Source organism: Bartonella vinsonii subsp. berkhoffii ATCC 51672 (assembly GCF_902825225.1).
GTDB lineage: Bacteria > Pseudomonadota > Alphaproteobacteria > Rhizobiales > Rhizobiaceae > Bartonella > Bartonella berkhoffii.
This window is the reverse complement of record NZ_CADEAK010000004.1, coordinates 145,451-171,603: the sequence shown is the minus strand read 5'-3', so window position 1 is coordinate 171,603 and position 26,153 is coordinate 145,451. Positions and strand designations below refer to the sequence as shown.

The window sequence follows — 26,153 nt, the reverse complement described above, 5'->3', positions numbered from 1 at the left end:
TAATCCCTACCGTGGTGCACGGTTTAACTCTTTCAAACTTGAAGGGTTCTTAAAGCTGATTTACCGGCGTTTATCAAATGTGACCATTGAACATTTAGACTGGTTTGATTTTATTAGGCGTTATGACTGGCCAATGACCTTGTTTTACCTTGATCCACCTTATTTTGGCGTTGAGAATTGCTATGGCAAAGATTTGTTTAAGCGAGAGGATTACCAGAAAATGTCCACACTGCTTGCCCAATTAAAGGGAAAGTTTGTTCTGTCTCTTAATGATGTGCCAGAGATCCGATCAACCTTTAGCCAATTTAAACGAAAAGAGGTGAATACATCTTATACATGTGGTTCAAATAATCCGATGCCCGCTCAAGAGCTGATCATCTCAAATTGCGATCTTTAGGAAAAGAAAAAAAATTCATGAAAGGGGGCTTTAAATGACCTTTGAAAGGTCTTTGAAGACCCTTTGAGAACCCTTTGAAAAAATGAAAATCCTTTGAAAAGGAGGTCATTTTTACAAAATATGATGCGAATTAGACAAAATTTGTTGGTCTCTGTATGCATATCTTACAGATTTTAGCTGTCAAATAATGGGATTGATGGAAAAGATGAAGCATCTCAAATTGCGATTCCTGAGCAGAGCAAAATAAGGCTCATAAAAGCAACTCTAAATGATCCTTCAAAACCTCTTTGAAAAAAATAAATTGGTACAAAACCTACTGTCAAATTATACAAAACCTGCTGGCAAGCTACATACACAAAACCTAGTGGCAAGCTACATTGGAAATAAGATGGTAGCGGAGGAGGGATTTGAACCCCCGACACAAGGATTATGATTCCTCTGCTCTAACCTACTGAGCTACTCCGCCGCAACAGATAAAATCATTGCAACCAATCTTATCTTTTGCGGATATAAGAGGTAGAATAGTAAGATGTCAAGCATCGTTTTTAAGCTTTTCTCTTGTCATTCTATTTCATCCCCGATATGGAATGAAGAGAAATATATTTTTTATTGATTGGCAGGGGTAAAACATAAAAATGGTGCCACGTGTAGCGGTTTTAGGATGCGGTCATTGGGGGGGGAATCATATACGAACACTCCAACAATTTGGGGCTTTAGCAGCAGTTTCTGATATGAATGTGGAGCGTGCTGAAAGCTTTGCTTGTATGTATGGGGTTGAAGCCATTGCGCCTGAAGATCTTTTTATTCGTAAAGATATTGATGCATTGGTGCTGGCTTTGCCTCCACAATTTCATACAGAAAATGCCCTCTGTGCTCTCAAAAATGGTAAGGATGTTTTGGTTGAAAAACCAATTGCATTAAATGTAGCAGATGCGGAACATCAAGTCCAAGTTGCTGGTGAATATGAACGAATTTTTATGGTTGGCCATATTTTACGGTTTCACCCTGCTTTTGAAAAAATGTGTGAATTGATAGAAAAGGAAGAACTAGGTGATATCCGTTATATTTATTCTCACCGATTAGGTTTTGGAAAATTTCATACACAAAGTGATGCCTTATGGGATCTTGCTCCTCATGATCTCTCAATGATTTTGGCTTTGACAGGATGTGAACCTTCTGAGATTCGTGGCGAGGGGGCTAGTGTCATTGATCAGCATTCTGACTTTGCTCATATTCATATGACTTTTCCAAATGGTATAGGAAGTCATCTTTTTACTTCACGTCTTAGTCCCTATCGTGAAAGGCGCTTAACGGTTGTTGGCACAAAAGCTATGCTTGTTTTTGATGATATGGAACCATGGAACCGTAAATTAGCATTGCACCCTTTTGCTGTTTGGAAAGAGAATCAAGAGTGGGTTTTTAGCACTGATGCGTTGAATTACATTGATGTTTGTGAAGGCTTGCCACTTACTTGCGAATTACAACATTTCCTTCATTGTGTTGAAACGCGTCAATCGCCTCGCACAAATGGTGGTGATGCTATTGCTGTTTTACGGATTTTAACTGCTGCTAGTGTCAATTCTTATTAAAATAGAAGAGAAGTAATGCTCATACATTATTGTGATGATCAATGGAGTTAATATGCAATTCATCGACCTTGGAGCGCAGCGTGTGCGCATTAAAGATAAAATTAATTCTGCAATTGCGCATGTGGTCGCTAGTGGTCAGTATATTTTAGGGCCAAAAGTCACAGAGTTTGAAGAGCGATTGGCAGATTATCTTGGGGTTAAGCATGTGGTTGCATGCGCTAATGGAACTGATGCATTAAAAATGCCTCTTATGGCTCATAATATTGGTCTAGGGGATGCTGTTTTTTGTCCTAGTTTCACGTTTTCTGCAACCGCGGAAGTTGTTGCTTTAGTTGGAGCAGAGCCTGTTTTTGTGGATGTTTTGCCTGATACATTCAATATGGATGTTGAAAAACTTTGTGAAGCAATCAAAATGATTAAAGAAGAGGGGCGCCTTCAACCAAAGGCAATTATTGCTGTTGATTTATTTGGGCTTCCTGCTGATTATGCGCAAATTACTAAAGTCGCGGGAAAGGAAAATCTTTTTGTTATTGAAGATGCTGCTCAATCGATGGGTGGAAGAAGCGGTAATATTATGTGCGGAGCTTTTGGTAATGTTGCTGCGACAAGCTTTTATCCTGCAAAACCATTGGGGTGTTATGGCGATGGAGGCGCTATGATGACCAATGATGATAACTTGGCAGCACTTTTACGTTCTATTTTGTTTCATGGTAAAGGTGAAACGCAATATGATAATGTGCGTATCGGTATAAATTCACGTTTGGATACTCTTCAGGCTGCAATTTTGTTAGAAAAACTTGAGATCTTTGAAGATGAGATAGAAAGGCGAATGGCAATTGCTCGACGTTATTCCGAGGGTTTAAGAGATATTGTCACAGTTCCAGAATTGGGAGAAAATGTGCGGTGTGCCTATGCACAATATACGATTAAGGTGGAAGAACGTGACAAATTAAAGGACTATTTACAGAAAGAATCTATTCCTACAATGGTTTATTATAAAACTCCATTGCATCAACAGCCCGCTTATAAACACTTTTCTTCTGTAAAAAATTCTCTTTCTGTTTCGGAGTCTTTAGGGAATTGCGTTTTAAGTTTACCGATGCATCCTTATTTAACGCAAACTGATCAGGATATGGTTATTCAGAAAATAAGAGATTTTTATCATTCTTGAGAGGATATTTTATTTTAAAGGTCGTTTAAGAGTGGGTTTTGTTTTTGTCCCATTTTGAAAGGTATTTTTGATTTGTAATTAAAAAATAAAGTCAGAATGAGTAGCTCTTCTGCTAAGAGAATAGCTTCCCTCTCTGTACGAGACCGTTAGTGTTTATCACTCTCGATCTTCACTTAAGTGGTTTTAAAAGACAATTTAAAGAGGTGTTTTTTTGCTGTAGGCTATTTTTTTCTGAATATGTGAGGCTAGATCATTTTTACTTTTAGAATTTTTTGTCAATATGTTGATGGGAGATGATTCACCCTCTTGTAATGCTATTTGAGCAGCTAACATTGCTGCTAATTCCTTTGTTTCTTCACGCAATTCATTTAGGAGTTTTGGGTTCATCGTGTTGTCAAGCGCATTGGTTTGAATTTTTTCTAAACATTTCTGATAATGTGCAATTTTTTCATGCATAGTTTTTATTTCCATTATGAAAGTATTCGTTGCATCAGAGTTTTGTTCGATTGCGGGTGTTTCTTTTGGGGAGGAAGAGGGGCCTTGTGTGGAAAGACATAATCGATAAAGCTGCTCTGTTACTTGGCTGAGTTGTATTTTCTGTTGAGCATATTTTTTTTGCAAAGAATCGTATTTTTGTTCATTGTGCGCTTGTTCTACAGCATGTTGTGCACGAAGAAAATCGTAATTTGCTTGCATTTCAGTGTAGGATAACGGGATTTGTGCAGAAACATATTTCTGCGCAAAATGAATAGCTCTGCGCCAAATAAGAGGAGCAAAAAGCACGAGTAACCAAGAGGTAAGAGCGACTCCAAAAATAAAAAAAAGAAATGATTGGATAAGCATAAAACCTCTTTCGATAAAAGTTCGTTTAAAACGGGTTCCATGTTGGTTTGGGCGTTAATTTTAAATATCCCACATTAATGCCAAGACGTGCGCCAATTCCTGTACGTATTGGAACTAATAAAACATTGTGGCGTTTAAGAACATGAAAGCCAACACCTGCAATTAAATAGGCCGAACCTGAAATACCACCATAGCGTCCCCATAAATTATTTATAGTATTGAGATCGTAAACTAATATCATTAAACGAGAACCTTGTCCGCCAAGATCCCACCCCACAGAGGGACCTTGCCAAAAAACTTTATGCTGACCGTAGTTTTTGGTAAAAATTTTTCCTTCACCATAGGTTAATCCAGCAAAAAAAGCACCAGAAGCTTCTTCCCCTAATATATAGGCATTGGGATAACCGTATTGTGAAAAGATATTTTGAATTGCTACTGCTATACCGCTAGCAGTTTTTCCAAAAAAAGTATGACCGGAATCGATAATTTCTTGCAGCGAATAATGGGGTTCATTTTGTTTTATTGGTCGGAGTTGAGCATTTGCAGTGTTTATGATAACAAAAAAAAGGAAGATGATAGATACGATACTTTTGGTCCAGCGTATGAGAAGAGAGAGAGCCATAGAGTTTTTTCCTTTTATTAGTTACAAACAACAAGATAATATTAGCATTTTTATTCTATTCAAATAAAAAATAAGATATAAATTTATTTTAATTCTTGAATTTGTTTCTGAAAAAAATGATCCTGATTGTTAAAGTTTCCTTGTATGTATGCATTGGATGTTAAGAGTTTTTCTTTAAAATGAAGTTTATTTTTAAATCGAGGAGTTCTCAATAATTATGACGTTAGCTCTTTCTTTGAAACCTACCGATCTTGCTGCTTTGCTTTGTAGTCGTATTTGCCATGATTTGATTTCACCTGTTGGCGCTATTCAAAATGCGATGGAGCTCTATGATGAAGGAGGAGCTGAAGAAGACGCTTTGCAATTGGTGCGTTTGTCCGTTGCAAGTGCTTCTGCACGTCTACAATTTGCGCGATTGGCTTTTGGTTTTGCAGGAGCAAGTGGGGGGCAAATAGATACACGTTCTGCTGAGCAAGTCGCACAACAATATATGAAGGAAGAAAAAGCAATTTTAAAATGGAAGGCTCCTTCTCTGTTTTTACCAAAAAATGAAGTTAAGCTTTTGCTTAATTTATTGTTGATTGCAAAGGCAACAGTTTCTCGTGAAGGAGAAATTGTTGTTATGATTTTGCAAGATGAAAAGAAGCTTTCTTTTCGATTTGAGATTTGTGGTAAAATTTTACGTATTCCGTCTCATTTTATTGCGTTATATAAAGGTGACATCCAAGAAGAATTTATTGATGCTCATGCCACCCAATTTTATTACACATTGTTGCTTGCTGAGATAACAGATATGCAAATAAATATCGAGGAAACTGAAGGCTGTATTATTTTGGAAAGTGTAAAGAAGCTTTGAACAAAAAAGAAGCACTTAAGTCATGTAAGGAAAAGGGGTCTTAGATTGTATCGGCAAATCGAACGTGTGGACTATTAAACCAAGAGATTATTTGTGTGCGAGCCGTTCCTTGTAACAGAGAAAAATCTCGGCCCGCTACACTCCGAGATTTCACAATGTGTACTTCACTACTTAAGCGGTTTTACGGGCATTCTCTTCAATTGGATCACGTAACACATAACCACGTCCCCAAACGGTATCAATATAGTTTACATGAGAAGAAATTGCTTCCAGTTTCTTCCGCAGTTTACAGATAAAGACATCAATAATTTTAAGTTCTGGTTCATCCATTCCACCGTAGAGATGATTGAGAAACATCTCCTTGGTGAGTGTAGTACCTTTGCGTAGAGAAAGAAGCTCTAGCATCTGATACTCTTTACCAGTTAAATGAACAGGATGCCCAGCAACTTCTACAGTTTTTGCGTCAAGGTTAACGATGAGATCGCCAGTAACAATGACCGATTGCGCATGCCCTTTAGAGCGACGAACAACCGCATGAATACGCGCAATAAGTTCATCTTTATGGAATGGCTTCGTCATATAATCATCTGCACCAAAGCCAAAACCACGGACCTTATCTTCAATGGCATTCATACCGGAAAGAATGAGGACGGGGGTCTTTATTTTTGCCAATCTTAGGGTTCTCAAGACATCATAGCCTGACATATCAGGGAGATTGAGATCAAGCAGAATAATATCATAGTCATAAAGCTTGCCTAAATCGACTCCTTCTTCACCGAGATCAGTGATATAAACATTAAAGTTTGCTGACTTGAGCATTAATTCAATGCTTTGAGTCATCGCTTTATCATCTTCAATTAATAATACGCGCATTTTAGATCCCTCACTTTGCTTCTCCGAATCAAAAGAAGCATTTTTTATCACAGCTGGAAAAACCGCTTTTGATAAAACCATTCATGAAATCAAACACTTATAATAAAAGCGTCTATGAATATTTCAGTAGTACGCGTAACAATCACCACTGAATTCCCCACTATCCATGATAGTGGTTAACAAAATATTTTTATTTTTGAAAGAGGCTATAAAATTATTTAGAAAAATCACAGATCTTTTCATTTCATGAAAAATTGAAGCACTTTTTCACGGACTTTAACTTTAAAAAAAATCTTATAAAAGATCATTTTAAAGCAGTTTTTTACGATTTCAGTTTTTATTTACCGAGCTTTAAACCTCTTCATTCTATAGTGCAGATGAAAAGTAAAGAAAGAGTTATATCTTTTTAAAGCAGGTTGTGTTCACAGACGCTTTAAGGATGTCGAGAAATTATAGTTTTAAATTACAAAAAGGACTGTTTTCGTTAGAAAGCTATAACGAAAAGTTCATGTAAGAATGCGAATACGCGTTTTGAGTTGGCGCAATCGAGGAGTAGTGAGTATGAAGCCACGGGAAAGTATGGTGCGATTAAGGATGTTTCAAGTGCGTGGAAAGCGTCGTGAAATTGCACAGCTTAAGATGATGATCGCAGAATTTGAGCGAATGGTGTTAGAGCTGGAAGCACAAATTATTAACGAAGAGCGTAAATCTGGAAATAATGATGTGAACCATTTTGCTTATTCTGCTCTTGCTCGTGCGGCGCGGCAAAGGCGCGATAATCTTATAAATTCGATTCGTGATTTGCAGATTCAAAAAACAAATGCTGAAATTACTCTCCATGAAATTAATACAGAGTTGCAATATGCACAGCTTCTTGAAGCACGGGAAAAGAAAATAATTGTGGATGATAATTCAATCCATTCTCACTCAATGACTGGATGACAAAAGTGAGATTTTGAAAATAAGTTCTTTAAGATACTTATATACTGAGAACACAAAAAAACAACCAAACTTGCTAAAAGGTTGGCTGTTTTAAAGTGTTTTTGAGCCGCTATCGAAACATTATCAATGACAACTAGTGCCTGTAATGTTGGATTCTGGTCGTTCGTAATCCAGCTAAACCGTGTTCATCAATTAAACTTTGCCATGAAAGAAATTCTTCTACGGTCAAAGTATAGCGCTGACACGCTTCATCAAGACTTAACAATCCACCTCTCACAGCTGCAACAACTTCAGCTTTGCGACGGATTACCCAGCGCTTTGTTGTTTTCGGCGGTAGATCGGCGATTGTAAGTGGACTTCCATCTGGCCCAATAACATATTTCATTTGTGTTTTTATCAAATTGGTCATTGTATCCTCTACTTTGAGTCAAGGACTTGATTCGTTTTTAAAACATGAAATTTAAAAAAGAGCTAAACACGTCGAAAGAAAAAATTAATAAAGTAAGCTAGTACATAAAAATAGGGCGCCAAATGACGTGCGCAGAAGAGCCTATTGCAATATTTTTATCGGATTTTTTAAAAGAGCAAAAAGGATTTTTGTTGTGCCTTATTTCTATCACTCTTTTTTTGTTTGCAAGCACTTTTAAGAAAATGATGCTCTTGGTTGTGAAAAGGATAAAAAAACAATATAAACGAATAATGAAGAGTGCCCATAAGAGCATGAACCAATGGGTATCCATTAGTAGAGAATGAATATATGTTTTTGAACAGTCTTGATTTACCAGGACAACCTGAGAATTCTCGCATTGTCGTAGCAATGTCGGGGGGAGTTGATTCATCAGTTGTTGCAGGCCTTTTGAAAAAGGAAGGGTATGATGTCATTGGGATTACGTTACAGCTTTATGATCATGGTGCTGCAACACATCGGGTGGGGGCGTGTTGTGCTGGACAAGATATTGAAGATGCCCGCCGTGTAGCGGAGACATTGGCGATACCTCATTATGTTCTTGATTATGAAAAGCGATTTCGTGAAGCGGTGATTGATCCTTTTGCAGAAAGTTATGCCCACGGAGAGACACCTGTGCCCTGTGTTGCCTGCAATCAGACTGTCAAGTTTGCTGATTTATTAGCCACAGCGCGCGAATTAGGTGCGGATGCTTTGGCAACGGGACATTATATTCGTTCCCGTCCCCATGGTGTGCATCGGGCACTCTTTCGTCCTCTCGATCATGATCGTGATCAGAGTTATTTTCTTTTTGCAACGACACAAGAGCAGATTGATTATTTGCGTTTTCCACTGGGGGATCTTCCGAAAGCACGTGTTCGTGAAATAGCAGCAGAAATGGGCTTTGTTGTTGCTCATAAACATGACAGCCAAGATATTTGCTTTGTTCCGCAAGGCAAATATTCTGATGTTATCACAAAATTGCGTCCAGAAGCTGCCAATCCTGGAGTTATTGTGCATATTGATGGGCAGGTTTTAGGAACACATTCGGGGATTGTTCATTATACTGTTGGTCAACGTCGCGGTATTGGTGTTGCAACGGGGGAACCACTTTATGTGGTTTATCTCGATGTAGAAAATGCGCGTGTTATTGTTGGTCCGCGTGAAATGTTGGAAACGCATAAGCTTTTTTTGCGTGATGTAAATTGGCTTGGCGATGAGCGGTTGGATAATTTTCCTCCTGAGGGTGTTGAGGTGGCTGTAAAAGTTCGTTCAACGCGCCCTCCACATCTTGCCCGTTTACATTATCAAGAGGGTGTTTTTTCTGTTGACTTGTTGGAACGTGAGAATGGGGTAGCACCAGGGCAAGCTTGTGTTCTTTATGATGGAAATGGTGATGCGGCACGTGTTCTTGGGGGTGGGTTTGTAATACATTCGGAACGTGCTGCTGATACTGAAGTGATGTTGAAGCGCATTTTGTGCAATCTGGAAACAAAAACAGCTGTTGCTTTCCAAACTTAAACTGCTTTTTATGAAGGAAAATGCTGTGATTGGGGGATATTTCTCTCCTTGAACTGCTATCATTGTTAGTAAAGTTTAGCAAGATCACAAAAATGGGTGAATGCAATCCCTGAGGCTGTAGCAACATTGAGGCTATCGAAACCGTGAGCCGTGGGAATACGTAAGGTTTCTGATTTTTCTAGTACATGGGATAGCAAGCCGTCACCTTCTGTTCCTAAAATAAGCGCTGTTCTTTCGAGTGTTTTTGCTTGCTTGAGAGTGCATGAAGCTGAGGGGGACAGTGCATAAGTATGAAAATTGGCATTATGGAGAGTTTCTAGAATGTTATTCATATCAGCACCTTGCGTATAGGGTATTTTTAGAGCTGTGCCCGCAGAAACTCTGATTGATTTATGATAAAGGAGATCGCATGAGGTTTTGTCAACGATAATGCCATTACTAGCAGAGGCGGCTGCGTTGCGAAAAATAGCGCCTATATTATCATGATTAGAGATACTGCATAAAACGAGAATCAAAGCTTCTTCTGGTAAATCTTGTAAAAAATTTTGTAATGATGGTAATATTCTACGTTTACCTATACCCAATATACCACGATGAATATGGAACCCTACAATATTGTCCATAATTTTTTGCGGAACGCAATAAATGGGACGTGTTGGCTGTGTTTGCTCTAAAAGAGGCATAAGTCCAGGAAGGCGTTCTGTCACTATTAGCAGCGAGAGAGCAGAAAATTCTTTCGAACGCAGTAATGCTAACACTATTATTTTGCCTTCTGCAATAAATTGCTGTTGCCGACCAATAAGATCTTTTTCGCGGATGTTCTGATAGTCTCTCAAACGTGTATCATCAGGTTCGGAGATTATTGTAATATTCAAATGCATAGGCGGGTTTTAGTGTTCTTTTTTTTAAAATTGCTAGATGTTAAATGTTTGCTTTATTTTGAAGAGAGAAACAAAAAATATTATTTTAAACCTATAGTAGAATTTATGTTGACATAATACAACTTTTGGTATATTAAGAAAATACCGAGAGCGATACAATTAATTTTGTTCTCGTGTCGGGTGCAGGGCGTTAGGTCCCCGCTATTTCCTAAGCTCTGCATATCCTTAAATTTCTTAAGGGAAAAGAATCTGGGTCCCCAATGCCCAGATTCTTTTTGGGGATTGATTGTCTTTCTTTTTTTCTGAAAATAGTTTTTTAAGTTGTTTTAGCCGTCGTATTTTTTGATGCAGTTAAGGTATTGCAGCAGAATGCTAAACGATCCTTTTCTGCTTGTGGGCAATTATGCTGCTCTCTTGAGGCGTTTGATAGGCATAAAAGTTTGATAAACGGCATAGGAAATACAATAAGGTTGAGAAAAGATAACAGATGTTTTTGCGATTATAGGAACTTAGCGGTATTAAACGACTCAAGCATTTATTGATCATGAGAGTAAAGGGTTTGGTTTCTTTTGAGAGAATTCTTTTTTCTTGTTTGAGTCATATCCACATGACTCTATGTGTTATATCCTATAGCTTGGCTGTTGTTGCAAAACAATGATGCGCTGCGGGAGCCGTTTATTGTATAATAAGTTTTTGTGATATTGAGAAAATATTGGTGACATGTCAAAAATACCATAGGGCATGTGGTTGAAAGTGTTCTTTCTTATTGAGTGGAGAAGAGGGTATGGTTATGAATGTAAAAACCAATATACAAAGCTTAACTTTATACTCTATTTTCGTTGCTTGTATCGTTTTTACTTTGAAATATTGGGCGTATCACATTACTGGTTCGGTTGCACTTTATTCTGATGCATTGGAATCAATCGTCAATATATTTGCTACATTGGCAGCTTGGTGGGCAGTTAAAGTCAGTATGAAGCCTGCGGATTATGATCATCCTTTCGGACATCATAAGGCGGAATATTTTTCTGCGATTCTTGAAGGAATCCTCATCATTATTGCAGCAATTATCATTTTAAGAGAAGCATGGATAGCTCTTTCGACCGTTAAATTATTACAAAAACCTGGAATATGGTTGGTTATTCATCTTGTTGCAAGTATCATCAATTACGTGTGGGGTTTTGTTCTTATTCGACAAGGAAATATCCACCGTTCACCGGCTCTTAAAGCTGATGGGGTGCATTTTATAACGGATGTTTTTACTTCTCTTGCTATTTTAATTGGTTTGGTTGCTGGTTTTGTGGGGGGATGGGGTATTTTAGATCCGATTTTAGCAATCATTGTTGCTGTTAATATTCTATTGCAGGGCTGGAAGGTGATTAGAAGTGCCGTACAAGGGTTGATGGATGTTGGAGTTGAATTGAATGAAACTATGCGGATTCGTGAACTTATTTCTGCAAATGCACAGGGTGCACTTGAAGTTCATGATTTGCTTACGCGTGTTGCTGGGAGAGTCACTTTTATAGAGTTTCATTTGGTTGTACCAGCTGCAATGTCTGTAGGAGAAGCACATCAGATTTGTGATAAAATTGAAGCTGTTCTTCAAAAAGAATTTGATAATGTGCGTATTTCTATTCATGTCGAGCCTGAAAATGAGGCTAAGTTGCCTCTCGGTACAACGGTCGTTCCTTTTATATAAAAATTTTCCTTCAGTGTCTGTGGTATCGTAAAATATTGTGTTTCAGGAGAGATATAAAGGTACATCATATGTAAATAAGGGTTGTTTGTATCTCATTTTCGTTCTTTTTTGCATCAAGTCAACATAGAAAAATAATATTAAACAGGATATTTAAAGAAAGATTCACTCGTAGAGCTTGTGGAGTGAATTCCAGCATTCTCATTAAGTGATCAGAAGATAAAATACATCTCAAGAGAAAGTAATCTATCATTAGATTGGTGGTTTAACTTGGAAGTGAGGAGGAGACTTAAGCTATCATTTAAAAGGATATGACGCAGAAATATTTTGGCTTGTTTTAGCAGCTTTGGGAGTGTTTTTATAAAGTGTTTAAAGATTAATTGTTTCAGTGCAGGCTATTTCATTGTTTTGATTGATAAGACTATAACGTTGCAATTTGCAGCTCCATTGTTGGTGAGAGCCTTCAATAGCAAATAGGTTGAAGCCTGCAGGTGTTTTTTTATCATCAAAAGCTTGTGATGCGGAAGCAACACCAACAAGAGGAATTGTTCCCCTTATTCCTTTAAGAGTATGCAATGTGGGAAGATGGGTATGACCGTGAAGAACGAGTTCACAACCGTGGTGTTTGATAACATCTAGAAAACGATCAATACCCCATAATTTTTTATGCCAAGAAGTTGCATGATGAAAGGGAGGATGATGTATCATGACAACCCGAAAAAGATTGCGTGTTGCAGCTTCGTCTAAAAGTTTTGATAAAGCTTGCGTTTGCCTTTTGCCAAAATAACCAGAAGCTTGAAAAGGGGGGGTAGCAATAGCTGAGGAAGCCCCTATGATGGCAACATTCTTGCGAATGCGCATATAAGGAAAAGGATGAGGAGAGTTTTGAGGGAAATCATCTGTTATCCAAGGTTTAAAGAAAGTACAGGCTTTTTGGAATGCTCCACGGACATAGGCGTCATGATTGCCAAAAATTACAGAAATATTTTGAGGCTGTCCTTGGATGAGTAACCAATTGTGTGCTTGTTCAAATTCTTTATCTAGAGCAAGATTAACAAGATCACCGGAGATTACAAGGTGATCAGGATTTGTTTTTTTTAAGGCATCCATTAAAGTTTCTAGAACATTTGTCGCCATTTTGTGCTTGCGTTTTTTTTGCCAATTAAGATAGCCAGTAAGGCGTTTTCCAAAAAGTTCAAATAAAGAAGGCTGTGGCAGAGGTGAAAGGTGCACATCTGATATATGGGCAAGGTAAAACATAGACGATAGCATAGCGTTGAAAACGATTTAGGCAATAAGAATATTAAGACAAGTGAGAACATTTTTGCAGCAAGAGAGGCTTGCAAAATGAAAAACAATTTATTGAAAATGTAAAAAAGCTTTTGGGAAATTTATGTTTCATTGGTTTTGCAATAACAAAAAGATGATATCATATATCATGTTCTTTGTCGTCTTATCAGGGCGTAATTTTCCATAAGATACGCTGTATTTTAAAATTATAGCATAAATTCTTAAGCCTTGTTTTAAAGAAACATTTCTCAATGCTTCCAAACTCATTTCACGACAATGCTCGTGAATAGTATATCGGTGAATCTATTGAGCACCACCATCTTTACGCTTATGAAAGTGCAAGTCGGTACCGTCATTCTATTTGCCAGCCTCCAAATGTTGGAACAGTTTTTGCATTTAGACGATTCATGAAAGGAATTTTACTCCTTTCTTCTAGTATTTTTATCCACACGCTAATCCTGCTTGTTATGTGCAAGGGAATGATTTTGATTGATTCAACATGAAACAGGATTAAAACGAGAGAATCTTACGAGATTCGGGCCTCTTATTGAACATGCAAAACAGTGAATTATCCATATAAATCAATGTGTTGTTAAATTTAAGGCTTCTTAACGGCTTTCATGATACCACATGCTGTTCAAGAGTAGAAGACAACAAATGAGCGCAAAAAAACCAGAAAAGATTGCAAAATAGAAACGATCGATTAAACGGCTTTCTGTTGCGTCTTTCAGAACAATTGAATGAGTAAGAGAAGATGTTCGGTCTGTTGGCGATTGAATCACTTTAAGGGGAGGAAGATGAAAGCCCTCTTTTTCTTTGTTATGTAAACGCACGGTGTATCCACCTGTGAGGTTACTGATGGGAGTGAGTTTTTCTTTTGTGGAAATTAAATCAAACAATTCGAGATTATCAACTATCCCGACAGAAGAAAGCACTGTTAACTCACCGTTTTGGATGGTAAAAATTCCTATTTCATCTGTATGAAGAGTTGCTGTAAAGACGCCTTCTTGCTCTTTTGTAAGGATGATATTTTCTTTTTTTCCAGAAGGAAAAGTTATTTCAGCTGGTTCTGGATGATCTTTGAGCGTTTGGCGACGAATTGTTAAGCGATTATGGTTGCTGGTAGCAGTTAATTTTTCCTCTTCAAGTTCTGGCTCTTTCATAAGCCAATGAGCAATGCGGCGATAAAGAGCTGCATAAGGGCCACCACCTTCGAAACCTCTTGCCCAAAGCCAGCTTTCATCGGAAAGCAGCATGCCTACACGCCCTTTCCCAACATGGGAAAGAAGTAAGAGTGGTTGTTCGTCTGCGCCTTTCATGAGAGCGGTGCCTTTGTGTGGATTTTGAATGGCGATTTGTCGTAGCCATTGTCCCCAATGAGAAGCTGGATAAGCAGGAGTTGCAAGATCTCTTGTAACGGGATGACGTTCACCCTCTTTAGTTAATTGAGGGCGAAAAGGCTTTTGCAGAATAACACCATTGGGTAATGCGGGGAGGACACTGATTAAAGGTGTTTTCGCAAGCGAGTTTCCTTTGGTAAATTCGGGTCCTGTTACGATCAGCAAAGCACCGCCCTTTTGGACATATTGGGCAATATAATCATAATAGATTAGTGGGAGAACGCTAGAATGTTGGTAGCCATCAAGAATGACGAGATCAAAATTATCAATCTCTTCAACAAAAAGTTTTCTTGTGGGAAAGATCACTAGGGACAATTGGCTTGATGGTGTATTGTCTGCTTTGTTGGGGGGACGCAAAATAGTAAAATGAATAAGATCGATATTGGAGTCACCTTTCAAAAGATCACGCCATGTCCGTTCACCATTATAAGGCGCGCCTGAGATAAGAAGGACACGTAAGTTTTCTCTGATTCCTTCTATAATCGCTACGGCGCGGTTGTTTTCAAAACTTAATTCACCTTTATGTATATCAGTAGCAACTTGAATGATATTTTTTTCAGCATGAGAAAGAGTGATTTCAGTTTGAAAAATAATACCAGGGGTTACAGAATAATGGCCCACTTCTTGTCCATTGATGCTTACAGTAATATTTGCTTGCGCTGGTAGAGATTCTTGAGGGTGCCCTTTATCTTCTACCAAGAGGGAGAGCTTTTGTGTTTTATTGATAAGAGCAAAGCGAGGAGGAGAAATGATTTTGATTTGGCGGTCAAATTCATTTGCTCTCCCTGTTATAAGAGCATTGACAGGTGCTTTATGATGAAGGTCTGAAATTTGAGGAATGTCATGCACTTGTCCATCGGTGATCAAAATTGTTCCTGCATAACGTGCTGGTGGGACGTCAGAGAGAGCTTGTGTTAAAGCATGAAACAAATTCGTTGAAGGTGCGTATTGATGATCTGCAAGTTTTCCAGCTTCAATAAAGCGTGGTTCAAATTGTGGATAATGCGCTAATAGATTGGTTAGTTGTGTGTGTGCTTCTTCAGTATCGTTTGTACGTGTACCAAATGTTTGGCTTTTGCTACGATCAATGACAATGCCTACGGTGCTTTTAAGTGGTTCACGCTGCTCTTTTATAATCATTGGATTCAGCAAAGCAAGGATGAGTGATGCCAATACCATGAGGCGTAATAAAGATCCTTGACGCTGCCTAACGAGACCAATGATAACAAAAAGGGTAGATATTCCCCCTAAGAAGAGGATCCAAGAGAGAGGCAAAAAAGGCTGAAAAGTGAAAAATGGGATCATTGCCTTCTTTCTCTTTTAAAACGTTCTAAGAGAGCTGGAACATGAATTTGGTCAGCTTTATAGTTTCCTGTAAGCACGTAGATAACAATATTTAATCCTGCACGAAATGCCCATAGGCGCTGCATGGGGTCATTGGGAACAAGGGGGTATTTCCACGTGCCTTTTTCGTCTAGGGCCCAAGCACCAGCAAAGTTATTTGCGGTAATCAGAAGAGAACTTACATTATCACCCAAGCCGAGAGAATTTTTTTCTTTTTTGTTGGTTGATGATGATTCAACCCACAAAGGTGAACCACGATAGAGACCAGGAAAATCCGGCATAATATAAAAAGAGCGTGCAACAACATGGTCTGTTGATGCTGGTTCAAGGGCTGGAATACTTAATCCCTTTAAAATGAGCTGTAATCTTTGTGTGGCTGGGGTTGCTGCTCTTTCAAGATTCAGGCTGCTCTTTATCTGATCGCGTGTGTCGAATAAAATTGTGCCTCCATTTTTCATAAAGCTATTTATTTTTTCAAGGCTTTTTTGTGTTGGGAGAGGACTGTTCGCATCAATGGGCCAGTAAATCAGAGGATAGAAAGCAAGTTCATCTTTATCGAGATCAAGTGCTCTCACAGAGCTGGGCGAAAGCATGGTCCGTTCCGCGATAAATTGACTGAGGGCTTCTAGACCATTCTTGCTCGTTGTATCAATTTCATGGTTATGTGTTACAACGTAAGCAAGATGTGTCGCGCCAGCTGCTTGAATGATGTCCTCATTATAATTTTCTGTGCCTTTTGCATAAACTCTTGGATCATGGCAAAAAAAAGCAATGAAACCTATTGTGAGGGGGAGAAAAAGGAGCATATTGCGCTGTCGGTTAAGAAAAAAAGCGCCTCCCATCCATAAAGTCAGAAAATTGTCAAAGGCAAATAATAAGATGGCTAATCCTAAAAGTGGACCAGTAAGATGTTTTTCTTTTATGTCATAAGATAAAGGATTTCCACTTAAGGAGGGGGACAATGACGATTGTTTCACAAAGTGCGATGAATGATTGAGGAGGTTGAGTGCATAAAAATTATTTTTGACGCCGTAGAGTCCAGGTGGAGTACGATAGGAGGGACGAGGTGGATTTTGGGCATCAAGGACCAGTGGAACAACAGAGGAGGGAGGTGTTTGTAACTGTCCATCAGTGGTTATTGTTCGCCAAGGATTTTTTATTGTTGTTTCTTTTTTTATGGGTGTTGGATTGGTATTTTGATGGCCACTCAATGTGATCAATTTTTGCAACATTTGTGCAAAAAAAACAGAGAGTGGAAGATTTGACCATGTGGGATCGGGAGCAATATGAATAAGGATGAGTGTTCCTTTGCCACGTCCAGCTGCTGTAATAAGGGGTGTTCCATCAGAGAGACTAAGCCACGTTTTTTCAAAAAGCTCTGGGCTTGGTTTTGCTAAAATTTGGCGTGAGACAGTGACTTCTTCTGGAAAAGGAAGATCAGAGAATAAACTATTTTTTGCAAATGGTGCAAGTTTTTGCGGTTTTGTCCAAGACATAATACTGCCAAGTGAACGTTGCCCCTGACGCAGCGGCACCGGGAGCAGACTATCATAGTGTTCTGCGGTACTCAGGTTTTCTCCTGCAAAGCGGATGAGTGTTCCCCCCTTATTCACAAAATCAGACAGTTTTTTTTCTGCTTCTTCTGACATGTTTATAATGTCACCTATAATGATAGCAGAAGGATTTTGTTTGAGTAAATGATCAAGATCTGTTGAAAGTTCTCCTCCTCCAGCTGTTATAAGCTGTGTATAGCCTTCTAACGCTTTGATAATATAGTAAAATGGAGAAAGCAAAGGTTGTGCCATTTCACGCGTGTTGGGTGAAAGGAGAGCAACGCGACTCATTTTATTATGACTGTTCACTAAGAAGGTCGCAGCAGCATGGTTTTGGTTGTTAATTTTTATCCAAGCAATGTCATTGCGTAGTTCAAGTGGTACATTAAAAGGAACAAGCGTTGTTATTTCTCCTTCAAGGAATTTTGTTGTAAAATGACCAAGAAGTTGATTATTTGCATCATAAAGATTTAGTGTGACGGGAGTCTCGTTGTGTGTCGTTGAACGGATGACGCGCGCTACCATGTTTCCGTTATCATTTTCTATGGCTGTTATGGCGGTTAAATCGGAAATATCAGGTGAGTACCAAAAGAAGGTTTTGGGTTTTAATTGTTCAATCAGCGCAAAAGTTTCATCATTTTCATTTGTTTGTAACCCATCACTTAAGTATGTAATATCAAGAGGTTTTCCTTTGGCTCTTTCCATCAGTTTTTTTAATGCATCCATACGATTGACAGACCAAGGGCGGGGCTGCAAATGCATTAAATGTTGTTTTATGACTTTTGCAGGAAGGGGACCTATATTGGCGGTGTCATTTTCAGCTGTGGCAAGAAAATAAATATCTTTTTGGTGTTTTTCTGCTTGCGTAAGGAGGGATTCGGCAACAGAAAGGCGTTTTTTCCATTCTTTCACTGATGCCCATCCGTTATCAATAATGAGTGCAAGCGGTTGAGAGCCGGAAAGTATTATTGGTTTTTGATTCCAAGTAGGCCGTGCCAGAGAGATAATAATGAGCGCTGCTATGGTTAAGCGTAATAACAGTAACCACCAAGGTGTATGTTTTGCGCTTTCCTGTTGATGCGTTGGTTTTGGTAGAAAGCGCAAAGGAGGAAAGGGTTCTTTATGTGGGGATGGAGGTGTTATCTGTAACAACCACCAAATGACGGGTAGCGATAAAAGTCCTAGTAGAAGAAAGGGAGCAGCAAAACTCAAGACAACCTCCTAGAGTAAGATGAAGAGCTCCTCATTTTGTTTGCAAGATGCAAAATGGTCTCTGTGAAGGGTTGATTTGTTCTCCTCACGTGATAGGTCCATCCTTGGCGTGCACAAAAATTTGCTAATTCTTGTCGCCTTGCTTGATAGAGTTTGCAATAGTGATTACGAAGGTTTTCTGCTTTTCCGAAAATATGCTTTTCTTTTGTTTCAGGATCAAAAAATTCTGTACGACCTGTGTAGGGAAAATTTTCTTCTGCGGGATCAGCAATTTCGATTAAATGAGCAGTGACCTGTTTTGTGGATAAAAGGGTTAAATGTTTGATGATTTTTTCAGGATGATCGAGAAAGTCACTTATTATAATGGCGTGTGAAAAACGCGTAAGAGTTGAAAAATTTGCAAATGGATTTTCATTTTGATGATTTGCTAGGGCTAGTGCCGTGCGTTCTAATACATTGGATGTTCTCGTGGGGGGCATTAAAGTAGGGATAGCAATATGTTCGCCGCTGTGTGTAAGCAGGGATGCCAAGATGAGGGTGAGAATGATGGCATAATCACCCTTAGAGATTTTGGAAAAGCGTGAACAATAATGCATAGAGGCACTTTGATCAGGACAAAGCCAAACTGTCTGTGTCGTTTGCCATTCATTTTCGCGTAGGTAAGTATGTTCATCACGTGCTGAGCGACGCCAGTCAATGCGTGTAATGGATTCCCCTTCAACATAAGGTCGAAATTGCCAAAAATTTTCTCCGTTACCCCGTTTACGTTGTCCATGCCATCCAGTTATCAATGTATTTGCAATCCGACGTGCTTGTAGAAGAAAAGACGGCATTTTTGCAACATCTTCATGCAGTTTAGCTGCAAGTGATATGGGAGGCTTTGGGGAAACTTTTTTGCCAATAGCCATTTAGAGAACGTCTTTCATGAGATTATGAATAATATCTTTTACGGAGATGTCTTCAGCGTGTGCAGAAAAATTAAGTGCCATGCGGTGTTGTAATACGGGAAGAGCTAATGCTTCAACATCATCAAGTGAAGGCGCTAAACGCCCATAATAAAGTGCACGCGCCCGCACACAAAGTGAAAGTGCTTGTGATGCGCGTGGGCCTGGCCCCCAAGCAACATAAGTATTTGCAAGAGTGTTGTCTTTATGAGGACGAGCCAAACGGACAATCTTTAAAATGGCCTCTACAACATTTTCTGAGAGGGACATTTTACGAACAATCTTTTGAATTTTTTGTAGTTTTTCTGTTGACAAAATCGGTTTTGCATTTTGTTTTTTTTCTTTTGTTGTTTCTAAAATAATCCGTCGTTCTGTGGTTAGATCAGGATAGTCAATATCAATTTGCATCAAAAAGCGATCTAATTGTGCTTCAGGAAGTGGATAGGTCCCTTCCTGCTCGAGAGGATTTTGGGTTGCAAGCACATGAAAAGGTTGTGGCAAATCGTAACGGGTCCCAGCAACGGTGACATGGTATTCTTGCATGGCTTGTAAAAGAGCTGATTGTGTTCGAGGAGAGGCACGATTAATCTCATCTGCCATAAGAAGTTGGGTAAAAATAGGACCTTTAACGTAGCGGAAGGAACGTTTACCACTTTTATCTAAATCCATAATTTCAGAACCGATAATATCTGAAGGCATTAAATCTGGAGTAAATTGGATGCGTTTTTCATCAAGTCCTAATACTGTTCCCAAAGTTTGGACAAGACGTGTTTTAGCAAGTCCTGGAGCACCAACAAGAAGAGCATGTCCACCAGCAAAAATAGCTGTTAAAGCATATTCAATCACATGATTTTGTCCAAAAATAACTTTGTCAATTTCTTGTTGTAAAATGTTCAATTCTTTATGTGCTGCATCAATATCATCAATGATCGCTTGGGCTTCATCCTTGATATTGACCTTTTTAAGAGAATTGGATGATGTATCACATTGGCTCATATTGCTTCCTTAAGGCGTTTGTCGCAAAATCGGTAATTTTTTCTGCATGATAATGAATATTTTATAATTTGTAGCAGAAAATGAGAAGAAAAGAAGAGTAATATATTGTTTTTTCATATTCTCTACATACAGATCATTTTTTTGGGGAAATAAACAGATATATTGAGGACTCCCTTAGAAAATTCTCATGAGAATATCTGTGGAAGGTAATGAGAGCAATTTTTTGAAAGGTTAAAGGGTGAATAGAAGACAAAATTTCAAACACGTTAAATGGTTACAGCATAGTGACATTCAAACACTTCTTCGCGTTTTGTCTTTAAATGGTGAAGAGGCGCGTATTGTCGGGGGAGCTGTGCGCAATCAGCTGTTAGGGCAGCCTATTAGTGATATTGACATTGCAACAACCTGCTTGCCACAACAGATTATAATGTGTGTAGAAGAAGCAGGATTTAAGGCTATTCCTACAGGGATTGCGTTTGGTACCGTGACAGTGGTTTCTCCTTTATGTTCTTATGAGGTAACAACGCTTCGCTCTGATATTGAAACGGATGGCCGTCATGCAAAAGTGGCATTCGGTCGTGATTGGCAAAAAGATGCGGAACGGCGGGATTTTACGATTAATGCACTTTATTGTGATGCTGCTGGCCGCCTTTATGATGATGTGGGAGGTTTGAATGATATTGCCAGCCGAACAGTACGTTTTATCGGTATTGCAGAAAATCGTATTCGTGAAGATTATTTACGTATTTTGCGGTTTTTTCGCTTTTTTGCTTGGTATGGAGTAGGACGTCCTGATGTGCAAGGATTAAAAGCATGTGTGAGTTTAAAAGAGGGGCTACAAAAACTTTCCTCTGAGCGTATTTGGGCAGAGATGAAAAAACTTCTCGCTGCTTCAGATCCAACACGTGCTCTTTTATGGATGCGTCAAAGTAGAATTTTGACACGCATTTTTCCCGAAACAGAAAAATGGGGCATTGATGCAATTCACTCATTGGTAAAAGCAGAAAAAGTTCTTGGTTGGAAAATAGATCCATTGTTACGGTTGGAAAGTCTTCTCCCTCCTGATCCTATACGCCTTCATGAAATGGCACAGCGTTTGCGTTTTTCTCATAAGGAAACAACGCGATTAAAGGAATGGGCAGAGTTAAAAATGATTCACCAAAACTGTTCAGAGGGGGAGGTGCAAAAACTGATTTATTTTCATGGTCGTCAGCCAGTTTTGGATCAATTATCCTTGCGGATGGCAGCAGCACATGTTGATGCTCTAGAAGGAGAGGAGGCTTTGCAAAAAGAAAATTATATCAAGCTTTATCATCTTGCTCAAAACTGGCAGGTTCCCACTTTTCCTGTTAATGGCAAGGATTTGATGGAGCAGGGTTTGTCCAAAGGGGTGCTTTTGGGAAAAAAGCTTAAAGAGCTGGAAAGGATATGGATTGAAAGTGGATTTTTATTGGATCGTAATGCATTGTTAGAAAAAATTAATGTGTAATATGGATTTTTATAAAGAAGTTTTTGTTATTTTTAGAGGAGGGGAATTTTTCGCGTCTTGATGATTGGTAGTGGAAATGGTGCGATGAAGTATTCTAAGTTTTAAGCTTATTGAACGCTTCGTAGTTTTTCTGATGATTTATAAAAGCGTTCTGTCGTTATTCTAGAAGCATAATTGAGAAGTGTAAGATTTTCATGCTCTTTTCAGATTCTAAAAATATGATGATTTCACTCTTTTAAAAACCGTTTATTATCCACAGAACATTGGTGTTTTTATCAGTATATTAAATCACGCAATAAGATTTTTGTCCTTTTTATAAAGTTTCTCTTTTTTCGTAATAACCAATTTGGCGAAGCGCTTCACCTGTCGTCATAGCTACGCTCATTGCAAGATTTAAAGAGCGCGCATGAGGTTGCATGGGAATTTTCAATGCGCTATCAACAGCTTCATGAACATAATCTGGAACCCCTGCTGATTCACGACCAAAAAGTAAAACATCATTTTTCTGGTAGCATATTTGCGTATAGCATGTTTGTGCTTTTGTGCTTAAAAGCAAAAGACGACGGTTACAGCATTTCATGTTGTGCATAAAATGTTGCCAATCCATGTGCCTTTCTAGCGAAGCGTATTCGAGATAATCCAACCCTGCGCGCTTAAGATTGCGATCCGACAGATTAAAGCCAGCTGGTTCAATAATATGTACATGTAAACCAAAGCAAGCGCTAAGGCGCAAAATTGTTCCGGTATTACCAGCAATATCAGGTTGAAAAAGAGCGATGTGAAGTGTCATATGCTATAAGTATGATTTTTTCTTTATGTTTGTAAAGAAGCTCTGTTTTCTTTGTATAACTTTATTGTATGGGGAGAATGCTTATGAGAGCGAAAACTTTATTGGTCATTAAAATAACGTGTTGGGGAATAGCGCTTAAAAATAAGCATTCGTCTTTACCCGTACCAATGGAACCCAAACTCTATGGTTTCGACGAAGCATTCCATTGAATGCAAAATTTAGGTCTTGTTTGTAGAAGTTTGGTTGTGAAAGGGGGGTATAACTGTTTCCTATCAACAAAGACTTTTGAGTTGAAAATGGATGGTTGGAACGTTGTTTGAGTTGAAATAATTTCTGGTCTTCACAATCAGTGGTAATAGAGAATATATTTGATTATTCTTTTATATTTGAGGGAAATGAAGATGGAAAGTAGAAGAGACAGAGGAGAGGAGGCACCATTTTCTGGAATAGATGCCATAATTTTTTTTACTAAGAAAAGACAGATCACAAAAATAGTAGAAAGTTTTTAAGGGATTTTTTCATGGTTTAGGGAACTGAATGATCAGGGATTGTGCAATGGAGGAGGGTTTAGTAAAAGGGTATTTTGAAGAAAGAGCTCTTTAGTTAAGGTAATGAGTGAGCAAACAAGGCGCGATTTTCTGTTTTTGCTAACAGGTCTTACAGGGGCGGTTGGATTGAGTGCCATTGCATGGCCTTTTATTCGTCAGCTGCCTCCAGATGAGTCCGTTTTGGCTTCTTCTTCTGTTGAGGTGGATCTTTCGGGGATTGAAGAGGGCATGTCGGTGACGGTTAAGTGGCGTGGTCAGCCTGTCGTTATCCGCAATCGTACTGCAAAAGAAATTGCTGAAGCGCGTGCTATCGAATTGAGTATTCTGAGAGATCGTCAAGTGCGCAATCCTAATCTTGAAAGTGAAGAAGACGCGACAGATTTCGCCCGTTCAGCAGGGAAAGGGCGTGAGAATTGGCTTATTATTAATCTTTGTACGCATCTAGGTAGTGTAACACTTGGACAATCAGGGAAATTTGGAGGGTGGTTGTGTCCATGTCATGGATCTGTTTATGATACAGCTGGAAGAGTGCGTTCAGAGCCAGCACACTATAATTTAGCTATTCCACCTTATCGCTTTCTTTCCGATACTTTGCTGAAAATAGGATAAGATGATGACCAAATTTTCTCCCTATGTTCCTAAAAATGCTGTTGCTCGGTGGTTTGATAAGCGTTTACCTTTGCCCCGTTTTTTTTTACAATGCATTTGTTATTTTTCCTGTTCCACGTAATCTGAATTATTTTATACATTTGGCGGTATTTTGACCGTTATGCTTTTATCACAACTTTTGACTGGCATTATCTTGGCGCTGCATTATGTGCCAGATGTTCACTTGGCTTTTGAAACTGGAGAAAGATTTAGGTGTGAGGGGCAGTTTGGTTGGCTTTTTCGTCCATGGCATTGTGTAGGATCTTCGTTCTTTTTTATTGCTGTTTATATCCATCTAGCACGTGGCCTTTATTATGGTTCTTATAAGAATATGCGAGAAATGGTTTGGGTCACAGGCATTTGTATCTATATGGTTATGATGGCAACAGCATTTTTTGGTTATGTGCTGGTTTGGGGGATGATGTCTGTTTCTGCGGCTTCAGTGGTTTCTGGACTTGTAAAAGCTTCCTTTGGTGGGGACATGGTTGCGTGAGACCCTTCTTGGTGGTTATAGCGTAGGACAACCGACGTTGAACTGTTTTTATGTTTTTCATTATTTTTTACCATTTATTTTGCTTTTTCTTGTTGGGTTGCATATTTGGGCACTTCACCAGGTTGGACAGGGAAATCCAACCGGTCTTCCAATACAATCAGAGAAGGAGATTGTTCCCTTTGCACCTTATGTGCTTATCAAAGATATTTTTGCCATCATAGTTTTTTTAATCTTTTTTTTTGGTTTTTGTTTTATATGCCCGATTATATGGGACAGGCTGAAAATTATAGTGCTGCTGATCCTTTAAGGGTTCCTCTTCGTGTGGTACCAGAGTGGTATTTTTTGCCTTTTTATGCAATGCTGCGTGCTATCACTTTTAATATTGGTGCTCTTTCATCAAATTTTTTGGGCGTTGTAATATTGGCTGGTTCAGTTTTCGTTTTGATTTTTGTTCCATGGTTAGATCGTTCTAAAATATGCTCTGCAAGATATAGGCCTCTTTATAAGATTTTCTTTTGGGCATTCATTGTTGATGTCGTTTTTCTTGGTTGGTTTGGATCAGGAGAAATCAGTGACAGCACTCTTTTATGGACATAGTTGGCCACAGTTTATTATTTTACATTCTTTTTGATTGTTTTGCCAATTCTACCGACTTTTGAAAAGAGGCGTTCTCTTCCTTCTTCAATGACTGAAGATCTGAAACAGAGAAAAAATAAATTATGGTAAATGTTTTTATTGGGTTGATTTTTATCGCAATGATAAGTTTTCCTTTTCAGAGTGTTGCGAGTCATACCTCTGATAAGGAAGAAGAACTTGTTTCCTTTCCTTTACAGGTTCCTAAAAGACAAGAATGGAGTTTTTCAGAACCATTTGGAGTTTATGATGAGGCACAGTTGCGGCGTGGGTTAAATTTATAAACAGGTTTGTTCCAGTTGCCATGGGCTGAAATATGTGGCTTTTCGTGATTTAAAGGCGCTAGGCTATGATCAGAAACAGATTCAAATTTTTGCTAAACAATATGAAGTGAGCGATGGACCTAATCGAGAAGGGAAATTTTTTAAACGCGCTGGTGTTGCAACAGATAGTTTTCCTTCCCCCTTTGTGAATGAAGAAGAAACAAGGTTTATTCTTCATGGTGCTTATCCTCCAGATTTATCACTCATGGCTCGTGCGCGCGCCATATCTTTGCCATTTCCTGCTGTTATTTCTGATGTCCTGACATATTATAATACTGCTGGTCCAGATTATATTACAGCTCTTTTAACAGGATATCAGAAGGTGTCAGAGAACACAAAAGTTGCTGAGGGTTATTGGTATAATCCTTATTTTATTGCAGGCAGCTCTTTGGCTATGGCACCTGCATTGAGTGATGGTATTGTTTCTTATGAAGATGGAACACCAGAAACAGTTGAACGTTACGCGCACGATGTCTCTGCTTTTTTAATGTGGGCTGCTGATCCCCACATGGAAATTCGGAAAAAACTAGTTTTCGTGTCATTTTATTTCTCATCATTTTGGGAGGACTGATTTCTATTTTAAAAGTCTGTATCTGGCGTGGTTTAGAAGAAAAATTGGGAGAGAGGACAAAAGACTGAAAAGGAGAAAAGCCT

21 protein-coding genes, 1 tRNA gene and 2 pseudogenes are annotated in these 26,153 nt (G+C 38.7%); 12 read left to right on the top strand and 12 right to left on the bottom strand.

Translation table 11 applies throughout. From position 1 onward, the window contains the following. Positions 1-397 (top strand): DNA adenine methylase (locus J7R10_RS03560; RefSeq protein ID WP_246787406.1); only part of this gene is annotated, 397 nt, incomplete at its 5' end. A 389-nt stretch (positions 398-786) separates the two neighbouring features. Here the strand turns inward: J7R10_RS03560 and J7R10_RS03555 are convergent. Beyond that, positions 787-863, bottom strand: a tRNA-Met gene (locus J7R10_RS03555). Between the two features lie 169 nt (positions 864-1,032). Between J7R10_RS03555 and J7R10_RS03550 the strand changes: the two genes are divergently transcribed. Together J7R10_RS03550 and J7R10_RS03545 are read left to right on the top strand one after the other, a co-directional pair. Further along, positions 1,033-1,986, top strand: a complete 954-nt coding sequence (locus tag J7R10_RS03550; protein WP_010705504.1) for a Gfo/Idh/MocA family protein — start codon at positions 1,033-1,035, stop codon at positions 1,984-1,986. Positions 1,987-2,038: 52 nt separating this feature from the next. Continuing rightward, positions 2,039-3,157, top strand: a complete 1,119-nt coding sequence (locus J7R10_RS03545) for a DegT/DnrJ/EryC1/StrS family aminotransferase (RefSeq protein WP_010705503.1) — start codon at positions 2,039-2,041, stop codon at positions 3,155-3,157. A gap of 195 nt (positions 3,158-3,352) precedes the next feature. On the opposite strand, the gene J7R10_RS03540 is transcribed toward J7R10_RS03545, so the two are convergent. Continuing rightward, on the bottom strand, positions 3,353-4,000 hold the full coding sequence (locus J7R10_RS03540; RefSeq protein ID WP_010705502.1) for a hypothetical protein: 648 nt from the start codon (positions 3,998-4,000) through the stop codon (positions 3,353-3,355). A 25-nt stretch (positions 4,001-4,025) separates the two neighbouring features. After that, entirely contained in the window at positions 4,026-4,622 is a 597-nt protein-coding gene (locus tag J7R10_RS03535) for a DUF1134 domain-containing protein (RefSeq protein WP_010705501.1), read from the bottom strand. Between the two features lie 217 nt (positions 4,623-4,839). Between J7R10_RS03535 and chpT the strand changes: the two genes are divergently transcribed. Then, positions 4,840-5,478, top strand: a complete 639-nt coding sequence (gene chpT / locus J7R10_RS03530) for a histidine phosphotransferase ChpT (protein ID WP_010705500.1) — start codon at positions 4,840-4,842, stop codon at positions 5,476-5,478. A gap of 171 nt (positions 5,479-5,649) precedes the next feature. On the opposite strand, the gene ctrA is transcribed toward chpT, so the two are convergent. Further along, the gene (gene ctrA, locus J7R10_RS03525; RefSeq protein WP_010705499.1) at positions 5,650-6,351 is read right to left on the bottom strand and encodes a response regulator transcription factor CtrA; all 702 of its coding nucleotides are present in this window, start codon (positions 6,349-6,351) and stop codon (positions 5,650-5,652) included. Positions 6,352-6,912: 561 nt separating this feature from the next. On the opposite strand from ctrA, the gene J7R10_RS03520 reads away from it, so the two are divergent. Next, positions 6,913-7,293 carry a hypothetical protein gene (locus J7R10_RS03520; RefSeq protein WP_010705498.1) on the top strand — a complete coding sequence of 127 codons (381 nt, stop codon included), beginning with the start codon at positions 6,913-6,915 and terminating at the stop codon, positions 7,291-7,293. A gap of 133 nt (positions 7,294-7,426) precedes the next feature. Here the strand turns inward: J7R10_RS03520 and sciP are convergent, their stop codons facing one another. Beyond that, positions 7,427-7,702, bottom strand: a complete 276-nt coding sequence (gene sciP, locus J7R10_RS03515) for a CtrA inhibitor SciP (protein ID WP_010705497.1) — start codon at positions 7,700-7,702, stop codon at positions 7,427-7,429. Between the two features lie 348 nt (positions 7,703-8,050). Here sciP and mnmA point away from each other — a divergent pair, with 348 nt between their 5' ends. Beyond that, entirely contained in the window at positions 8,051-9,259 is a 1,209-nt protein-coding gene (mnmA, locus tag J7R10_RS03510; protein ID WP_010705496.1) for a tRNA 2-thiouridine(34) synthase MnmA, read from the top strand. Positions 9,260-9,324: 65 nt separating this feature from the next. Here mnmA and J7R10_RS03505 read toward each other — a convergent pair whose 3' ends face one another. After that, entirely contained in the window at positions 9,325-10,140 is an 816-nt protein-coding gene (locus J7R10_RS03505; protein ID WP_010705495.1) for a TrmH family RNA methyltransferase, read from the bottom strand. Between the two features lie 790 nt (positions 10,141-10,930). Here J7R10_RS03505 and J7R10_RS03500 point away from each other — a divergent pair. After that, positions 10,931-11,839, top strand: coding sequence for a cation diffusion facilitator family transporter (locus J7R10_RS03500; protein ID WP_026501306.1), 909 nt, complete (start codon positions 10,931-10,933; stop codon positions 11,837-11,839). Between the two features lie 366 nt (positions 11,840-12,205). Here J7R10_RS03500 and J7R10_RS03495 read toward each other — a convergent pair whose 3' ends face one another. The 5 genes from J7R10_RS03495 to J7R10_RS03475 form a co-directional block, all read right to left on the bottom strand. Further along, a complete protein-coding gene (locus tag J7R10_RS03495) occupies positions 12,206-13,108 on the bottom strand; it encodes a metallophosphoesterase family protein (RefSeq protein WP_010705493.1) in 903 nt (300 codons plus the stop codon). A gap of 626 nt (positions 13,109-13,734) precedes the next feature. Then, entirely contained in the window at positions 13,735-15,831 is a 2,097-nt protein-coding gene (locus J7R10_RS03490; protein ID WP_010705492.1) for a membrane protein, read from the bottom strand. Next, a complete protein-coding gene (locus tag J7R10_RS03485) occupies positions 15,828-18,635 on the bottom strand; it encodes a DUF4159 domain-containing protein (RefSeq protein ID WP_010705491.1) in 2,808 nt (935 codons plus the stop codon). The genes J7R10_RS03490 and J7R10_RS03485 overlap by 4 nt, the downstream gene beginning before the upstream one ends. After that, positions 18,632-19,543 carry a DUF58 domain-containing protein gene (locus J7R10_RS03480; protein ID WP_010705490.1) on the bottom strand — a complete coding sequence of 304 codons (912 nt, stop codon included), beginning with the start codon at positions 19,541-19,543 and terminating at the stop codon, positions 18,632-18,634. The genes J7R10_RS03485 and J7R10_RS03480 overlap by 4 nt, the downstream gene beginning before the upstream one ends. Further along, complete coding sequence (locus tag J7R10_RS03475) at positions 19,544-20,575, bottom strand: AAA family ATPase (protein WP_010705489.1); 1,032 nt, start codon at positions 20,573-20,575, stop codon at positions 19,544-19,546. Positions 20,576-20,813: 238 nt separating this feature from the next. Here J7R10_RS03475 and J7R10_RS03470 point away from each other — a divergent pair, with 238 nt between their 5' ends. Further along, positions 20,814-22,064 (top strand): CCA tRNA nucleotidyltransferase, encoded by a 1,251-nt coding sequence (locus J7R10_RS03470; protein WP_010705488.1) that lies wholly within the window; start codon positions 20,814-20,816, stop codon positions 22,062-22,064. Between the two features lie 313 nt (positions 22,065-22,377). Here J7R10_RS03470 and J7R10_RS03465 read toward each other — a convergent pair whose 3' ends face one another. After that, positions 22,378-22,854 (bottom strand): tRNA (cytidine(34)-2'-O)-methyltransferase, encoded by a 477-nt coding sequence (locus tag J7R10_RS03465; RefSeq protein ID WP_010705487.1) that lies wholly within the window; start codon positions 22,852-22,854, stop codon positions 22,378-22,380. Between the two features lie 83 nt (positions 22,855-22,937). Between J7R10_RS03465 and J7R10_RS10230 the strand changes: the two genes are divergently transcribed. The 4 genes and pseudogenes from J7R10_RS10230 to J7R10_RS03450 all read left to right on the top strand — a co-directional run bounded on the left by J7R10_RS10230 (position 22,938) and on the right by J7R10_RS03450 (position 26,138). Further along, positions 22,938-23,063 (top strand): hypothetical protein, encoded by a 126-nt coding sequence (locus J7R10_RS10230; protein ID WP_275039542.1) that lies wholly within the window; start codon positions 22,938-22,940, stop codon positions 23,061-23,063. Positions 23,064-23,465: 402 nt separating this feature from the next. Then, entirely contained in the window at positions 23,466-24,011 is a 546-nt protein-coding gene (petA, locus tag J7R10_RS03460) for a ubiquinol-cytochrome c reductase iron-sulfur subunit (RefSeq protein WP_010705486.1), read from the top strand. Between the two features lie 4 nt (positions 24,012-24,015). Next, positions 24,016-25,269 (top strand): annotated as a pseudogene (locus J7R10_RS03455) (cytochrome b). Continuing rightward, a pseudogene (locus J7R10_RS03450) lies at positions 25,263-26,138 on the top strand (cytochrome c1). The pseudogenes J7R10_RS03455 and J7R10_RS03450 overlap by 7 nt, the downstream one beginning before the upstream one ends. Positions 26,139-26,153: the final 15 nt, after the last annotated feature.

Coding starts and splice junctions, on each gene's coding strand:
- J7R10_RS03550 (WP_010705504.1), top strand. CDS start 1,033: ATGGTGCCACGTGTAGCGGTTTTAGGATGCGGTCATTGGGGGGGGAAT.
- J7R10_RS03545 (WP_010705503.1), top strand. CDS start 2,039: ATGCAATTCATCGACCTTGGAGCGCAGCGTGTGCGCATTAAAGATAAA.
- J7R10_RS03540 (WP_010705502.1), bottom strand. CDS start 4,000: ATGCTTATCCAATCATTTCTTTTTTTTATTTTTGGAGTCGCTCTTACC.
- J7R10_RS03535 (WP_010705501.1), bottom strand. CDS start 4,622: ATGGCTCTCTCTCTTCTCATACGCTGGACCAAAAGTATCGTATCTATC.
- chpT (WP_010705500.1), top strand. CDS start 4,840: ATGACGTTAGCTCTTTCTTTGAAACCTACCGATCTTGCTGCTTTGCTT.
- ctrA (WP_010705499.1), bottom strand. CDS start 6,351: ATGCGCGTATTATTAATTGAAGATGATAAAGCGATGACTCAAAGCATT.
- J7R10_RS03520 (WP_010705498.1), top strand. CDS start 6,913: ATGAAGCCACGGGAAAGTATGGTGCGATTAAGGATGTTTCAAGTGCGT.
- sciP (WP_010705497.1), bottom strand. CDS start 7,702: ATGACCAATTTGATAAAAACACAAATGAAATATGTTATTGGGCCAGAT.
- mnmA (WP_010705496.1), top strand. CDS start 8,051: ATGTTTTTGAACAGTCTTGATTTACCAGGACAACCTGAGAATTCTCGC.
- J7R10_RS03505 (WP_010705495.1), bottom strand. CDS start 10,140: ATGCATTTGAATATTACAATAATCTCCGAACCTGATGATACACGTTTG.
- J7R10_RS03500 (WP_026501306.1), top strand. CDS start 10,931: ATGAATGTAAAAACCAATATACAAAGCTTAACTTTATACTCTATTTTC.
- J7R10_RS03495 (WP_010705493.1), bottom strand. CDS start 13,108: ATGCTATCGTCTATGTTTTACCTTGCCCATATATCAGATGTGCACCTT.
- J7R10_RS03490 (WP_010705492.1), bottom strand. CDS start 15,831: ATGATCCCATTTTTCACTTTTCAGCCTTTTTTGCCTCTCTCTTGGATC.
- J7R10_RS03480 (WP_010705490.1), bottom strand. CDS start 19,543: ATGGCTATTGGCAAAAAAGTTTCCCCAAAGCCTCCCATATCACTTGCA.
- J7R10_RS03475 (WP_010705489.1), bottom strand. CDS start 20,575: ATGAGCCAATGTGATACATCATCCAATTCTCTTAAAAAGGTCAATATC.
- J7R10_RS03465 (WP_010705487.1), bottom strand. CDS start 22,854: ATGACACTTCACATCGCTCTTTTTCAACCTGATATTGCTGGTAATACC.
- J7R10_RS10230 (WP_275039542.1), top strand. CDS start 22,938: ATGAGAGCGAAAACTTTATTGGTCATTAAAATAACGTGTTGGGGAATA.
- petA (WP_010705486.1), top strand. CDS start 23,466: ATGAGTGAGCAAACAAGGCGCGATTTTCTGTTTTTGCTAACAGGTCTT.